Below are 15011 nucleotides of genomic sequence, written 5' to 3' on the forward strand. Positions count from 1 at the left end.
GCACGGATGACGGACAGCAGACCGAACTACGGCTGTGACGTGACGGTCCTCGGCGGCGGTGGTTCGTCATGACTGCCGCACCCAGTGATCCCGGCACCGGACACCGGCCCGACCTCGCCGACCGGACCGTCGTGGTGATCGGCGCCAGCGCAGGTATCGGACTGGAAACCGCCCGTCAGGTACGCGCGCACGGCGGCCAGGTCGTCCTGGTCGGCCGCAACCCCGAACGGCTGCAGCAGGCTGCGCTCGAGCTCCATCCTGTTGGCACAGCAGCCTTCGACGCCACCGACACCGACCGTCTCAAGCAGTTCTTCCAGGATCTGCCCGGCCCGGTCGACCATGTGATGGTCACAGCCGGCAGCCCCTCCTACATGCCCTTGGAGGGCATGGACCTCACTGCCGCCCGCCGCGCCTTCGACGAGCGCCTCGCCATGACACTCGCGGTCGCCCTCTACAGCCGTGACAAGGTCCGAGCCGGAGGTACGCTGCTGTTCGTCGGCGGCACCGGTGGTCGGCGGCCCGGGGTCGGCATGGCCGTCATGTCCGCTGCCACCGCGGCTCTGCCCGCCCTCACCGCGAACCTGGCGCTCGAGCTGGCGCCGATCCGGGTCAATCTCATCGCTGCCGGATTCGTCGACACGCCCCTGTCGGCCTCGCTCCTGGGCGATCAGCTCGAAGCCCGGCGCGAGGAGCTGCGCGCCACGCTTCCCATCCGACGGGTCGTGGTCCCGGCTGACGTGGCCGCTCTGGCCGTACACATCATGTGCAACGACGCACTCACCGGCGGAACGTACGACGTCGACGGCGGCCAGCAGCTCGTCTCCCACTGACTGCAAGGGAGGAGCATCTCCGGGACGGCAGGCGAAATGACCCGTGGACGTGGTGCTCAGATCAGTGCCGGGCGGCCGGCGAGTTGCGGATACAGCGCCTCCGGGCCCAAGGGCAGCACTGCCCGGACCTGCTTGCTGACGTCGTCGGCGAGCACCTCGTACACGCCGGCCTCGACACCGTCGAGGGTCGCGCGGGCCACCATGACGGGATCGGCCTTCGGACCGGTCAGATGCGCGACCATGTCCGTCGCCATGTAGCTGACGTGCAGGGCGGTGACCTGCGTGCCCTGCTCCGCAAGAGCCACTCGCAAGGCGTTGGTCACCGACCATTCGGCGGCCTTGGCCGCGGCATATCCGGCGCTGGCCGGGATCGATATCCAGGACAGCACGGACAGAACATTGACCAGCGCGCCGCCGCCGTTGCGTCCGAGAACGGGGGCGAAGGCCCTACTCATGGCGAGGGTGCCGACAACGTGCGTCTCGAATTCCTTCCGGAACGCGTCCAGGTCGGACTCGAGCACGTCCGCCCGGGTCGTCGAACCCGCATTGTTGACGAGGAGTGTCACGTCCTGGGCCTGCTCGGCTGCCGCGCGCACGGATTCGTGGTCGGTGATGTCGACTGCGACCGGGATGGCCCCGGGCACGGTGACCTTTCCGAGGTCGCGGGATCCCGCGTAGACCTTGGCCGCTCCGGCATCGAAGAGCGCTCGCACGAATTGCTCACCGAGTCCGCGGTTTGCTCCGGTGACGAAAGCGACAGACCCTTGAACCTTCATGGGAGCACCTCCCCGGCGATGGGCTGCAGGGCCGAAGACCGGCCGTGGGGACGGCGCGGCGCCACCCGCTCCGAACGTATATCGCCCGGGTGTCCGTCACCACCCGAACCGCGGGCGGCCCGTGCGGCGGGTTTGACGCGACGGGCGCGCCTGACGCCTCGGCGGGGCCGGTCGGCCGACCGGCCAGGTGTGGACGGGCGCGTCGGAATGCAGGTGCTCGATGTGTCGGCGGGGCATCAGGCGCAGTCCTTCACGGCCGCGTGCGGGAGCCGGGGTGGGTGTGGTGTCGGTCCCGCCCACGCAAGTTGCCCCGCTCAGCGCACCGACGCGGCCGGCGGGCGTTCGCGCAGGGCGCCGTAGGCGAGGAAGTATGCCGGCAGGCGGTTCAGCCACCGCGAGGTCGTGATGAGCTCACTCAGTCGCTGGGCGCGCTTCCGGCTGCCGAACGGCGGGCGGCCCGACAGGACCGGTTCGAGGACGTTCGTGTGGGCGAAGCGCTGCAGGGCCTGCGTCGCGGCGGTGGTCGGCCAGCGGCGGCGCTGGACGCGGCGGACGGTCCGCAGGCCGACCGCGCCCGCGCGCAGCGGTTCGACGAGATACCGGGCGGCGGCCACCGCGTCCTCGACGGCGAGGTTGATGCCGATGCCGAAGACGGGTGACATCGCGTGTGCCGCGTCGCCGATGCACAGCAGTCCCGGGCGGTGCCAGCGCCGTAGCCGGTCGAGCCGTACGTCGAGCAGCTTCACGTCGTCCCACGACCCGAGCGCGTGCACCCGGTCCGCGAGCCAGGGGACGGCAGCCGTGAATTCGCCCATGAACCGGTCGAGACCGGCGGCGCGACGCCGGGTGTCGGTTCCCTTGGGGATCAGTGCGGCGCACTGCCAGTAGTCCCCGCGGTCGATCATGGCGCTGAAGAACCGGTCGCCGACACCTCCCACGAGCCCGTGCGGGTCGTCCTCCCGCCGCGGCAGCCGGAACCACCAGGCGTCCATCGGGCAGGTGAACTTCCGCAGTCCCAGTTCGGGCAACGCCCTGGCCAGGGAGGACCGGCCGTCGCAGGCCACGGTGAGGGTGGCCCGCAGCTCACCGGTACGGCCGTCGGACGTGCGGTACCGGACCCCCGTGACCCTGCCCCGAGCTCTCGGCCTCGCTCGACCAGGGGGGGAGCTCCGTGCGGTCCATGAGGAAGGCGGTGGCCTCGGTGTTCATCCGCACGGTGAAGGACGGCTCCCGCCCGGCCTCGTCCGCGAGGAGGTTGAGCAGATCCCACTGGGGCACCATCGCGATGTAGTTGTACTTGCCCCGCAGCGCGCCGATGTTTCCGACGGTGACCAGCGAACGGTCCGGGCCGAGCGGCAGCTGGACTGTCGTCACCCGCCGCTGCGGCAGCCGGCCGAATTGCCCGGCCAGCCCCAGGTCGTCCAGCAGCGCCAGGGTGGACGGATGAACAGTGTCACCCCGGAAGTCCCGCAGGAAGTCGCCGTGCTTCTCCAGGACCGTGACCGCCACCCCCGCCCGGGCCAGCAGCAGCCCGAGGACCATACCGGCGGGGCCGCCCCCCACCACGCAGCACGTGGTCCGCTCCATCGCCGCTGCTCCCTTCGGTGAAATCCCAGGGTCGGTCATATCGGTAGATATACCCTCAGTTCCGACAAGTCCCCACTAAGGGGTCGCAATGTATCCCTGGAGGCATCATGAGTCAGCAGCCGGTCCCTCTGCCCTACGCCGACCCGGCCTTCGTCGCGGATCCCTTCCCGCTCTTCCGGCAGTTGCGCGAGGAGGGCCCGGTGCGCCGTGCCGTGATCGCGGGCGGCCTGGAGGCCTGGCTGGTCACGCGGTACGACGACGGTCTCGCGGCCCTGGCGGACCCCCGATTGAGCAGCGACGTCCGCGACGCCTCGGATCCACGGCTGCTGCGGCAGCTGCCCGTGACGGAACGCGAGTCGATGATCAGCAACATGCTCCGCTCCGATCCACCCGACCACACCCGCCTGCGCCGTCTGGTCTCCAGGGCGTTCACGGCGCGCAGGGTGGCCGAGATGCGGCCCCGTATCCAGGAGATCAGCGACCGGCTGCTCGACGCGGTCGCGCCGGCCGGCCGGGCCGAACTCGTCGCGGACTTCGCGCTTCCGCTGCCGGTCACCGTGATCAGCGAACTGCTCGGCGTGCCCGTGGAGGACCGGTACGACTTCCAGCGGTGGACGGACGACATGCTCCTGCGAGGGGCGGAACCCCCGGACCCGGCACTCGTGGACGAGTCGTGGCAGCGGATGCACGCGTACCTCACCAAGCTTCTGGAAGCCAAACGGGCCCGGCCCGGGGACGATCTGCTCGGCGCGCTGATCACCGCCAGGGACGAGGAGCAGCAGCTGAACGAGGACGAGCTGATCGCCATGTCGTTCCTGCTGCTGGTGGCGGGATACATCACCACCGTCAACCTGATCGGCGGCGGTATCGCGGCGCTGCTCGCCAACCCCCGTCAGCTCGAGATGCTGCGGGACGACCCGGCGCTGCTGCCGGGCGCGATCGAGGAATTCCTGCGTTACGACGGACCGGTCAACCCCGGCATCGCCCGGTTCGCGCGCGAGGACGTCGAGATCGCGGGCGTGAACATCCCGTGCGGCGCGACCGTGCTGATCGCCTCCGCCATCGCGGACCGCGACCCGGCACGGTTCTCCGATCCGGACCGGCTGGACATCACCCGGCGGGACACCGCCCACCTTGCGTTCGGGCACGGCATCCACTACTGCCTGGGGGCACCGCTGGCCAGACTGGAGGGTCAGATCGCCATCGGAACCGCCCTGCGCCGCCTCCCGGACCTCGCGCTGGCCGTGCCGCCGGGCGAGCTGCGCTGGCGGCCGGGCGGGCTGCGCGGCCCCGAGCGTCTGCCTGTCACCTTCGCCTACGGCGGCGCCGGCTGAGAGCGCCGGAATCCGAGAGCGTCCCGGCGCTCAAGCCCTCCGCCGCTCTCTCGGCACCACCTCAGCAGCGGCATGGTGCGAGCGAGGGCGACCGGAGACGGCCGCCTGTTACTCCTGCGCGGCTGCGAGTTCGCGCACCGTGGCCATGTCGCTGAACGGAATCAGCTGTTCGCCGACGATCTGGTACGGCTCACTGCCCTTCCCCGCAACCAGGACGATGTCATCCGGACCGGCGGCGGACAGGGCGAAGGCGATGGCCCGGCGGCGGTCTGCGAACCTCTCGAACCGGGTGCCGGTGGCCACGAGCCCCGGCGTGATCTGGTCCATGATCTCCTCGGGGTCCTCGTTCCGTGGGTTGTCCGAGGTGAGGACACACAGATCGGAGTGGGTTCCGGCGATTTCGCCCATCTGCGCGCGCTTGGTGGCGTCCCGGTCGCCCCCGCAGCCGAACACGGTGATGACCCGGCCCGGCGCGAAGTCCCGGATGGCGCAGAGCACCTTGTCCAGGGAGTCGGGTGAGTGGGCGTAGTCCACGATCACGGACGAACCGTGGGGGGTCTCGAAGCGTTCGAGCCGCCCGGGGACCGGGGGCATCCGGTCGAGTGCGGCAACCAGACCCGCCAGGTCGTGCCCCAGGAGGTGGCAGGCCGCTACGGCGGCCAGCGCATTGGCCACCGAGAACCGGCCGGGCACCGGGATCGCCGCGGGGTACTTGCTTCCCGCGTGGTGGAGGGTGAAGCGCGTACCGAAGGCGTTCATGCTCAGGTCCGTCGCCCGGTAGTCGGCCTCCGCCTCGATGCCGTACGTGGTGACCGCACCCGGCATGATCCGCCCGATCCCGGCCCCCACGGAGTCGTCGGCGTTGACCACCGCGAGCCGGCAAAGCCCTTGGAAGAGGCGGAGCTTGGCGTCGCGGTAGTTCTCCATGGTGCCGTGGTCGTCCAGGTGGTCCTGCGTGAGGTTGGTGAAGATCCCCACGTCGATGAACGCACGGTCCACCCGGTGGTTCAGCAGGCCCATCGAGGTGGCCTCCAGGACGACGGTGCCCACCTCGTGGTCGCGCATGTGTCCCAACAGGTACTGGAAGTCCGGCGATTCCGGTGTAGTAAGCACCGAGCGCGGCATCGGGATCAGTTCGTCGCCCATGCGGCTGCCCGATGTCCCGATCACGCCCACCTTCGCGCCTTCGGCGATCCTCAGGACGGACTCGACCATGTACGACACCGAGGTCTTCCCGTTGGTGCCGGTCACGGCCACCATGTCCATGTCCTGACCGGGTTCGCCGTAGTAGCGCGAGGTGACGACCGCCGCTGCCACCCGGGTGTCCGGCACCCGGACGACGCATGCGTCGCCTGCCGATGCCCATACTGCCGCGGGGAGATCGGGCGCTGCCCTGTCGACGAGTACCGCCACAGCGCCACGTGCCAGTGCCGAGCCGACGGCCTCGGGCCCCCCTTCCCGATGACCGGGCACGGCGATGAACAGCGAACCCGGTGAAACGCGATGGGCGTCGAAACAGGCTCCTGCGCTGATCCTCGTATCCGGATCGCCCAGGAGGACCTCGTGATCGTGACCGGCCAGCAACTCCCTCAACTTCATACAGGGTCCTCTCGAAAATGCGGCACGCCCCTTCGGCCGTCGCCGAAGGGGATGCCGACGGCACGCCGAGGAGCTGCGCGAGTGTGGGGTGCTGCGGAACGCACAGCTAAGGGGGTGGAGAAGCGCTCCATGGGCGGAGCGGAAGCGTTGGGAGGAGGTGCGGATCAGACGATCGGCACTGAAACCTCGAAGACCGTGAGTGCCTGGCTAGCCGTGACCGTGCAGCGCACGGCAGCGCGCCTCAGGCGCAACAGGGCGCAGCAGGTGAGGGGCCTGTCGCAGGCACTCCCTCACTGCATGTGTGTCGCCCATGGGTGGAGTGTACTTCCCACGGAGCGGCCCGGAATCCGCTCCGCTCGCCTCGACCGGCCGGTCGGTTCGCGTCCGCGGCTGCCTCGCCGCAGCTCGGGCTGATCGCAGACGAGTTGCGCGCCCGACGAAGCGGTGGCACCGCTCAACAGGATGCCGTCGATGCGGGTCTTTCACCGGGCGCCCACTGCGGCGGTGCCGGGCGGAATGGCGAAATCCCGGGCGACGAACGCGGACTCGCGAGAGGCACTGCTCGGTGGTTTCGGCTCGGCCGACCTGGTCTGCCGGGTCTGTCAACTCGTCAGCTGCGCTTTGTGCTTGAGCGCCTCCGGGCAGGTGCTGCACGACTGCCTTCACATTTTCATCACTCTTTCGACACCTCGTCATCACGGATTGTGTATGCTCCAGGCGCTCTATCCGCACCACTGGGGGGATTCCTCATGCGCATACGCCATGCCATATCCACTGTCGCCGCAGCCGGAGCCATCGCGGTCGTTGCCGTCGCTCCGGCACAGGCAGCCGAGTACTCGTCGGCGCTGAAGGTCAAGGGTGTCCAGTACGACGCGCCCGGCTCGGACTCCAACAAGTGCTCCACCGGGAACACCAAGGACGAGTACCTGACGATCAAGAACTACTCGTCGACGGCGACCATCAACCTCAAGGGCTACGTCGTCAAGGACGCCACCGGCAATCGCTTCACCTTCTCGGCCGCCCACTACCTCCAGCCCGGCGACTACGTGAAGCTGCGGGGCGGCCACGGCACCGACTCCGACGCCAAGAACGTCGTCTACCGCCAGAACTGCAACTTCATCTGGAACAACGACAAGGACACCATCTACCTGTACAAGCCGTCAGGAAGCCGGGCGGACGTCCACTCCTACACCAAGACCGGCTCCGACCCCGACCGCAACGGCTACATCACCTACCACGGCTGACGCACTGCTGCTGTCCACCGATGGGAACGGCGGCAGAGGGCGAGAGCGCTGCCGCCGGTTCCCCGGCGGGACGCCCCGCTGTCATCCGGTGCTCCGGTCAGCGGCGCTCTTCTCACATCGTCCACTGCGGATCGAGCGGTGTGCTCAGGTGGCGGCACTGCCGCGTCGAGACGATGCCCGGCACGGTCACCGCGCTTACGGTGGTGAGATGGCAGTGATCAACGGTTGGAGGCGGGAAGCACGAGCCCGGCCCGGCGCGGTGGACGCGCTGGTGTCGGCTGTGCTGTTCGGGCTGTCGGTTGTGGCTTCTGCTGTTGTGCCGGACGAGCACCGGATCTCGTTCCGGTGGCCGGGCGTGGTGCTGGCGGCGGTCGGCTGCGCGGCGTTGATGTGGCGACGTCGCCACCCGTTCGGCGTACTGGCTGTCGCGGTTGGCTGCGGGGTGGCTTTTCAGGTACTCGGGTTCCGGGAGAGTCCGCTGGTGTCCAGTCCGGTCGTGGTGTCCCTCTACACCGTGGCCGTGCGGACCGACCGGCGTACCACCTGGACCACGGCAGCGGCCACGGCTGCCGTCCTGGTGGGCGCGGCTCTGGTGTTCGCCCCGGGATCATGGCTGGAGCCGGAGAAGGCGGTGATGCTGGCATGGACGGCTCTGGCGGCCGCCATCGGCGACGCCGTGCGGTCACGCCACGCCTATGTGGCGGCTGTGGAGGAACGGGCGGAGCACGCGGAACGTACCCGTGAGCAGGAGGCGCAGCAGCGGGTGGCGGCCGAGCGGGTCCGGATCGCGCGCGAGCTGCATGATGTCGTCGCGCACCACATCGCCCTGATCAACGCTCAGGCAGGCGTCGCCGTCCATATTGCGGAGCGGCAGCCGGAGCAGACACTCGCCGCCCTGGAGAACATCCGGGACACCAGCCGGTCGGCGCTGGACGAACTGCGTGCGACCGTGGGCCTGTTGCGGCAGACCGGTGACCCGGCGGCGCCACGCGATCCGATGCCGGGTCTGACACGGCTACCGGACCTGCTCGCGTCGTTCGAAGGTGCCGGACTGGCTGTCCGGCACAGCCAGCGCGGTATCAGCGAACCGCTGGCGCCGGCGGTGGACCTGGCCGCGTACCGCATCGTGCAGGAGGCCCTGACCAATGTGCACAAGCACGCCGGTGCGGACCATGCCCGATTGTTTCTGCATTACCGCCCCGAATGGCTGACGATCACCGTCGAGGACGACGGATGCGTCGGCCCGCACCACCACCGACCCCGCCAGGGGACGGGCCATGGGCTGATCGGGATGCGCGAGCGGGCTGCCATCGTCGGGGGCACGCTGAACGCGGGAGCCCGCCCGCAGGGCGGCTTCGCCGTGACTGCCGATCTGCCCCTGCGAGCCGCCACAGCAACGGGCGGTCCGGCAGCGGACGGACCGCCGAGGAGAGATGGGTATGACGATCCGCGTACTGCTGGCCGATGACCAGGCCCTGCTTCGGGGCACCTTCCGGATGCTGTTCGATTCTGCGGACGACATGGAGACCGTGGGTGAGGCGTCCAACGGCTGCGAGGCAGTGGACCTGGCGCACGCACAGCACCCCGATGTGCTCCTGATGGACATCCGCATGCCCGAGATGGACGGCCTCGCCGCGACGCGGCTGATCAGCGAGTCGGAGGACCTCGCGGGGGTCAAGGTCCTCATCCTGACCACCTTCGAGGACGACGAGTACGTCGCCGAGGCACTGCGTGCGGGTGCGAGCGGTTTTCTCGGGAAGGGCGCGCGGCCCGAGGAGCTTCTCGACGCCGTGCGCACGGTCGCCGGCGGGGAGGCACTGCTGTGCCCGTCGGCCGCCCGAGCGCTGATCACGCGATTTCTGATGCAGCCGGAAGCATGCCCGGCGGCCATGCACGAGCGGCTGGCCTGCCTGACGCCACGGGAACGCGATGTCCTGGCACTTGTCGCAATGGGGCTGTCGAACGACGAGATCGCCGATCGCCTGTTCATCAGCCCGCTGACCGCCAAGACCCACGTCAACCGGGCCATGACCAAGCTGGATGCCCGTGACCGTGCCCAGCTCGTGGTCATCGCCTACCAGTGCGGACTGGTGAGTCCGGCGATGGAGCCGAGCGGTCCGTCGACATCCGTGTAGTCGCCGGTACGGGTACGTGCGGCGTTCTGTCCCAGCCGTAGGCCGATGTACCCGGTACCGCGGACGTGGTACCCGGGAATCGCTGCACGGGGACGATGTGCGAGGGGCCGGTCACGGGCGAGAGTGAGGTGGTGAACGGAGGTTTCGCAATGATCGAAGCCCACTGCCTGACCAAGAGGTACGGCAGCAAGACAGCCGTCGAGGATTTGTCCTTCACGGTCCGCCCCGGCATCGTGACGGGGTTCCTGGGTCCCAACGGGGCCGGCAAATCCACCACCATGCGGCTGATCCTCGGCCTGGACGCCCCCACCGCCGGGCATGTCACCGTCAACGGCCGCCCGTATGCCCTCCACGAAGCTCCCCTGCACCAGGTCGGGGCGATGCTGGAGGCCCGCGCCACCCACAGCGGCCGCACCGCCTACCACCACTTGCTGGCCCTGGCCGCCACGACGGGCATCCCCCGTCGGCGCGTGAACGAGGTCATCGACCTCGTCGGCCTGCGCGAGGTCGCCAACAAAAGGGCCGGCGGTTTCTCCCTGGGCATGGGCCAGCGCCTCGGCATCGCCAGCGCGCTTCTCGGCGACCCCGCCACTGTCATCCTCGACGAGCCGGTCAACGGCCTCGATCCGGAGGGCATCCGGTGGATCCGGAATCTTCTCAAGAGCCTGGCGGGGGAGGGGCGAACGGTGTTCGTCTCGTCGCATCTGATGAGTGAGATGGCGCTCACCGCCGAACACCTTGTCGTCATCGGCCGCGGCCGGCTCATCGCCGACACCTCGGTCGAGGAATTCACCCGCAGCGCGGCCCGCACCGTCGTGCGCGTGCGCTGCCCGGACATCGACCGCTTGAAAGGTCTGCTGGCGGGTCCGGACGTCACCATCACCGCCTGCGCGCCTTACACCTTGGATGTTGTCGGCCTGACGAGTGACCAGATCGGCTGCACCGCCGCCGACCACGGGCTCACCCTTCTCGAACTCGCTCCCCAGCGGATCTCCCTGGAGGAGGCATTCATGGAACTGACCCGGGACGCGGTCGAGTACCGCTCCACCACCGCCGGCGAACCGGTCGCAGCGAGGAGCGCGTCATGACCACGATCCTCACGCGCCCGCTCGGCGCGACAGCGCGCCCCGGCAAGGTGACCCTGCTCCGGGTCCTCAGGTCCGAATGGATCAAGCTGCGCACCGTGCGTTCCACGTCGATCACCCTGCTGACCGCCGTGGCCGCGATGGTCGGGCTGGGCATGCTGGTCACTCACCTGCGGGCAGGCGACCTCAGCGCGCGGGAACTGGCGCACTTCAACGGAGCCGAGGTCAGCCTGAGCATGTACCGGCCCGCGCAGTTGGCCGTCGGTGTCCTCGGCGTCCTGATGTTCACGGGCGAGTACTCCACCGGAATGATCCGCGCCACCCTCACGGCCGTCCCCAGGCGGCTGCCCATGCTGGCGGCCAAGACAGCCGTCTTCACCGGCGCCGTCCTCATCCTGATGACTGCGGCCTCCTTCGCAGCGTTCTTCGGTGGCCAGGCCGTCCTGTCCTCCGCTCACGCTCACCTGTCCACACAGCTCTCCGACCCCGGCGTCACTCGTGTGGTCTTCGGTACCGCCCTCTACCTCACCGTCGTCGGACTGTTCGGCGTCGCCCTGGGCGCCATCATCCGCAGCTCTGCGGGAGCCATTGCCACACTGGTGGGCATCCTGCTCATCCTGCCCGGACTGGGAGCCCTGCTTCCGGCCGACTGGGCTCAGCACGTCAACCCCTACCTGCCCAGCAATGCCGGGCAAGCCATGCTCTCCGTCGTCCCCGATCCCGCGATGGCCCCCTGGACAGGGCTGTCACTGTTCGCCGGATACGCAGCCGCCCTCCTGGGCATCGCCGCCTGGCTCCTCAAGCGACGAGACGCCTGAGCGTCACCGCGGAAGCCGTTGCGGGACCCTGCGGCCTGACCGACCCGCTGCGGACGGAGCCCGCCCACCGCATCCCCGGTCCATGGCCGAACCGCCGGGATCACCATGCTGCTGTTCCTCGCCGGAGCACGAGCCGGTAGCCGAACCCCATCGGGCTCGTGCGCACAGCGAAGGCGACCCTCGCCCCTCAGGAACAGCACCGAGAACAGACAACGTCCGCCGTGGACGTCACCGAGCGATACCAGGATGACGCCCGCGCCTGAACCCCGTGGCCGCGCCGACCGCGCGGACCCTCCCAGCACGGAGAGGAACCATCATGTTCACCTCGCCCCAGGAATGCCGCACCATCCGTGAGCTGCTCGCCGGATACGCACTCAACGCCCTCGCCCCCGAGGAAGCCGCTCGGGTCAGCGCCCACCTGACCACCTGCCCCGCCTGCCGGGACGAGCACGACTGCCTCGCAGCGGTATCCGCACACCTGCCCCTGCTCCGCGACGCTCTGGCCCGGGACATCGGGCGACGGCAGCAGAGGTACGTGCCCGCCCCGGCCGAGAGCTGCGACACCTCACGTCAGCTGCTCCGCCGGCGTCGTCCGGCCCGCGCGATATTGGGTACGCCGCTCACGCTCACCCAGTTGCTGAGCAGGATGCGGGCGTCAGGCGAGCCGGTCGAGCGAGCAGGCAGAAACGCCCCGGGCCCCCGGGCAACGGCAGACGGGGCGGAAGGGCGGGCCACGCCTCAGTCTCTCCGCCCGGTGGTCACACCGTGGCCGGCCGCGTCCGGCTGAGGCAGGGGTGATCGACACCCCCGTCCGGGCCGCGGGGAACAGCCGAGGCGGTGAGTGCCGCGGTGCCGGGTCCGAGCCGGGCCCGGGCGCCAGGCAGCACGAGCACGGCGACGAGCGAGGCCGGGGACGTTCCGTGGGGCCGCAGGAGTGGCCGTCGCCGTCTCCGGCCGGGGAAGTGTTCCGTACGGCCGACCCGTATACATGTTGCCCACCGCTCCCCTCTCTCGACGGGTACGGCGGACTGCCGTTCGGCCGCCTCCCGGTGGCGCGACCGCACAGCCGGCTGCTTGCTGGTCCCAGGGTCCCCCGGGAGAGGAAGCGACCGCTCATGGCGACACAGCGGACGAAGGGGCGGGCGCTGCAGACTCCGCGGGCGGCAGGACTGGCCGGGGTCGTCTTCGCGGTGCTGCTCGCAGCCGCCATCATCCTGGTCCGGCTGGCGATCCCCGAAGGGGCCGACGCGGTCACGGTCCGAGGGTTCGACGACTCCTCACGCCGGAACGCGGTGAAGACGGCGCTCGCGCTCGTCCCCTTCGCCGGCATCTTCTTTCTGTGGTTCGTGGGCGTGCTGCGCGCGCACGTCGGGGAAGCGGAGGACAAGTTCGTCGCCACCGTCTTCCTGGGCAGCGGTCTGATCTTCGTGGCTTCGATGTTCGGGGCGGCCGCGGCCGCGGCGGGCGTGCTGTCCGTCGGGACCCCTTCCGGGAACGACCCGGGGCTGCCGTCCTGGGACTTCGGCCGCCACTTCGCGTACACGCTGCTGACGGACTACGCGATGCGGATGGCCGCGGTGTTCACGCTCACGACGTCGATCTTGGGGTACCGCCTCGGGATCTTCTCCCGGTGGCTCACCCTGCTGGGCCTCCTCGTCGCCCTGACGCTCCTTTTCGTGGCGGCCGCCATCGCCTGGTCCGAGCTGGTCTTCCCGCTCTGGTCACTGATCGTCAGCATCTACATTCTCGTGGTCGGCCGCGCCCCCGGGCCCGATGGAGCGAAGGCGGCCTGACCGCGGCTGCGGCCCCGCAGTTCCGGGCACGCTCACTCCTTCGGCTCGCCCGGGCGAGCGCCGAACCCACCGGTCCTTCGATGCTGGCATGGGGGAGAAGACCCGCCGTCCGGGCGCCGCCGAGAAAGCGCGGACGGTGCCGGACCAGGCTGCCGGAAGGGGCGGAGCGTCGATGAGGCTTGTCGTCGATCTCAATAAATGTCAGGGATACGCGCAATGCGCGTTCCTCGCGCCCGATGTCTTCGCCATGCACGGCGAAGAGGCGCTCACCTACAACCCACGGGTCGACGAGGAGCAGCGCGAGAACGTGGCGCGCGCCGTCGCGGCGTGCCCCGTCCAGGCCATTCTGGCCGACGCGCTGGACGCACCGGGAGAGATGACGGCCGCGCCGGGCGAGGAGGAGTCCCATGGCCGCTGACGCATTCTTGACGTGGCTCAGGCGCGAGGGCCGGATTGTGATCGTGGGCGCCTCGCTGGCCGGCCTGCGGGCGGCCGAGACGCTCCGCGACGAGGGCTTCGAGGGCTCGCTCACCATGATCGGTGACGAGCCGTACGAGCCGTACGACCGGCCGCCGCTCTCCAAGTCGGTGCTGCTGGGCAAGGCGTCGCCGGCCCATACCGAGCTGCCCCGGCGCCGATCGGTGGATGCGAAGTGGCGGCTCGGTGTGGCGGCGACCGGGCTGGACATGGCGGCCAAGCGGGTGCTGCTGGCCGACGGCGACGAGGTGGAGTACGACCGGCTGCTCATCGCGACCGGTGTACGGGCCAGGCCGTGGCCGCGCCAGGCGGAGGCCGAGCTGGACGGCGTCTTCGTCCTGCGGACGCGCGACGACGCGGCCGGGCTGCAGCGGCGGCTGATGGCCTCGCCCCGCAGGGTGTTCGTGATCGGCGCCGGCTTCACCGGCTCGGAGATCGCGTCCGCCTGCCGCACGCGTGATCTCCCGGTCACCGTGGCGGAGCGCGCCGACGCGCCCCTGGTGGGTGCGCTGGGAGGGGTGGTCGGTGCGGTGGCCGCGGAGCTGCACCGCGAGAACGGGGTGGACCTGCGCACCGGCGTCATGGTCACCGGCCTAGAGGGCGACTCGGTGGGGCGGGTGCGCGCCGCTCATCTGTCCGACGGCAGCACCGTCGAGACGGACGTGGTGGTCGTCTCGCTCGGCGCGACCCGCAACACCGAATGGCTGGCCGGATCCGGGCTCGGCGCGGGACCCCGCGGGATCGCCTGCGACGCGGGATGCCGGGCCTTCGACTTCCGGGGCATCGTGACCGACGACGTCTTCGTCGCCGGTGATGTGGCGCGGTCCCCACATCCGCTCTTCGGCTACCAGTTCCTCTCCCTCGAACACTGGGGCAACGCCGTCACACAGGCCGAGGTGGCGGCGCACAACATGATCAGCTCCAGCACGGACCGCCGCCCGCACATGTGGGTACCGGCCTTCTGGTCGTCCCAGTTCGGGGTGAACATCAAGTCGGTCGGTGTCCCGTCCATGGGCGAGGAGATCCTCATTACGCAGGGGTCGCTCGCCGAGCGCCGCTTCACCGGTGCGTACGGCTATCAGGGCCGCGTCATCGGTGCGGTCACCTTCGACAATGCACGGTGGCTGCAGTTCTACCAGGGGCTGATCGAGACGGCCGCGCCGTTCCCGCCGGCGTTCCTGACCGTGGACCGCCGTCCCGAGGGCAGGCAGCCCGTCCCGGCCGACTTCCCGGACCCCTCGCTGCCCACCCACGGGCCGACCGTCACCCTCAGCGGATACTCGCCGGCCGACCGACGGCTGGTCTTCAAGCCGGCCCATCCCTGACCACCGGC

At 69.9% G+C, this 15011-nt stretch carries 15 protein-coding genes; 11 read left to right on the forward strand and 4 right to left on the reverse strand.

Features of this window, described 5'->3' with window-relative positions; genetic code table 11:
• Positions 1-68 precede the first annotated feature (68 nt).
• Complete coding sequence (locus OHA03_RS27975; RefSeq protein WP_267006495.1) at positions 69-830, forward strand: SDR family oxidoreductase; 762 nt, start codon at positions 69-71, stop codon at positions 828-830.
• A gap of 56 nt (positions 831-886) precedes the next feature.
• Here OHA03_RS27975 and OHA03_RS27980 read toward each other — a convergent pair whose 3' ends face one another.
• From OHA03_RS27980 to OHA03_RS27990, 3 genes are all read right to left on the reverse strand, one after another.
• The gene (locus OHA03_RS27980) at positions 887-1606 is read right to left on the reverse strand and encodes an SDR family oxidoreductase (RefSeq protein WP_267006496.1); all 720 of its coding nucleotides are present in this window, start codon (positions 1604-1606) and stop codon (positions 887-889) included.
• Between the two features lie 314 nt (positions 1607-1920).
• Positions 1921-2688 (reverse strand): FAD-dependent monooxygenase, encoded by a 768-nt coding sequence (locus OHA03_RS27985; protein WP_267008190.1) that lies wholly within the window; start codon positions 2686-2688, stop codon positions 1921-1923.
• A 1-nt stretch (position 2689) separates the two neighbouring features.
• A complete protein-coding gene (locus tag OHA03_RS27990; RefSeq protein ID WP_267006497.1) occupies positions 2690-3193 on the reverse strand; it encodes an FAD-dependent monooxygenase in 504 nt (167 codons plus the stop codon).
• 107 nt (positions 3194-3300) lie between these two features.
• On the opposite strand from OHA03_RS27990, the gene OHA03_RS27995 reads away from it, so the two are divergent.
• On the forward strand, positions 3301-4527 hold the full coding sequence (locus OHA03_RS27995; protein ID WP_267006498.1) for a cytochrome P450: 1227 nt from the start codon (positions 3301-3303) through the stop codon (positions 4525-4527).
• Between the two features lie 108 nt (positions 4528-4635).
• Here the strand turns inward: OHA03_RS27995 and OHA03_RS28000 are convergent, their stop codons facing one another.
• Positions 4636-6126, reverse strand: a complete 1491-nt coding sequence (locus OHA03_RS28000; protein ID WP_267006499.1) for a UDP-N-acetylmuramoyl-L-alanyl-D-glutamate--2,6-diaminopimelate ligase — start codon at positions 6124-6126, stop codon at positions 4636-4638.
• Positions 6127-6875: 749 nt separating this feature from the next.
• Between OHA03_RS28000 and OHA03_RS28005 the strand changes: the two genes are divergently transcribed.
• From OHA03_RS28005 to OHA03_RS28045, 9 genes are all read left to right on the forward strand, one after another.
• Positions 6876-7370: a lamin tail domain-containing protein gene (locus OHA03_RS28005; protein WP_267006500.1), complete on the forward strand. Its 495-nt coding sequence runs from the start codon at positions 6876-6878 to the stop codon at positions 7368-7370.
• 208 nt (positions 7371-7578) lie between these two features.
• The gene (locus OHA03_RS28010) at positions 7579-8838 is read left to right on the forward strand and encodes a sensor histidine kinase (protein WP_267006501.1); all 1260 of its coding nucleotides are present in this window, start codon (positions 7579-7581) and stop codon (positions 8836-8838) included.
• Positions 8810-9505 (forward strand): response regulator transcription factor, encoded by a 696-nt coding sequence (locus OHA03_RS28015; RefSeq protein ID WP_267006502.1) that lies wholly within the window; start codon positions 8810-8812, stop codon positions 9503-9505. Before OHA03_RS28010 ends, OHA03_RS28015 begins: the two co-directional genes overlap by 29 nt.
• Positions 9506-9654: 149 nt before the next feature.
• Positions 9655-10593: an ATP-binding cassette domain-containing protein gene (locus tag OHA03_RS28020; protein ID WP_267006503.1), complete on the forward strand. Its 939-nt coding sequence runs from the start codon at positions 9655-9657 to the stop codon at positions 10591-10593.
• The gene (locus OHA03_RS28025) at positions 10590-11408 is read left to right on the forward strand and encodes an ABC transporter permease (RefSeq protein WP_267006504.1); all 819 of its coding nucleotides are present in this window, start codon (positions 10590-10592) and stop codon (positions 11406-11408) included. Before OHA03_RS28020 ends, OHA03_RS28025 begins: the two co-directional genes overlap by 4 nt.
• Positions 11409-11724: 316 nt before the next feature.
• Complete coding sequence (locus OHA03_RS28030; protein ID WP_267006505.1) at positions 11725-12195, forward strand: zf-HC2 domain-containing protein; 471 nt, start codon at positions 11725-11727, stop codon at positions 12193-12195.
• A 328-nt stretch (positions 12196-12523) separates the two neighbouring features.
• Positions 12524-13201 carry a hypothetical protein gene (locus OHA03_RS28035; protein WP_267006506.1) on the forward strand — a complete coding sequence of 226 codons (678 nt, stop codon included), beginning with the start codon at positions 12524-12526 and terminating at the stop codon, positions 13199-13201.
• Positions 13202-13373: 172 nt separating this feature from the next.
• A complete protein-coding gene (locus tag OHA03_RS28040; protein ID WP_267008191.1) occupies positions 13374-13619 on the forward strand; it encodes a ferredoxin in 246 nt (81 codons plus the stop codon).
• Entirely contained in the window at positions 13609-15003 is a 1395-nt protein-coding gene (locus OHA03_RS28045; protein WP_267006507.1) for an NAD(P)/FAD-dependent oxidoreductase, read from the forward strand. Before OHA03_RS28040 ends, OHA03_RS28045 begins: the two co-directional genes overlap by 11 nt.
• Positions 15004-15011: the final 8 nt, after the last annotated feature.

This window comes from Streptomyces sp. NBC_00154 (assembly GCF_026342835.1).
Taxonomy (GTDB): domain Bacteria; phylum Actinomycetota; class Actinomycetes; order Streptomycetales; family Streptomycetaceae; genus Streptomyces.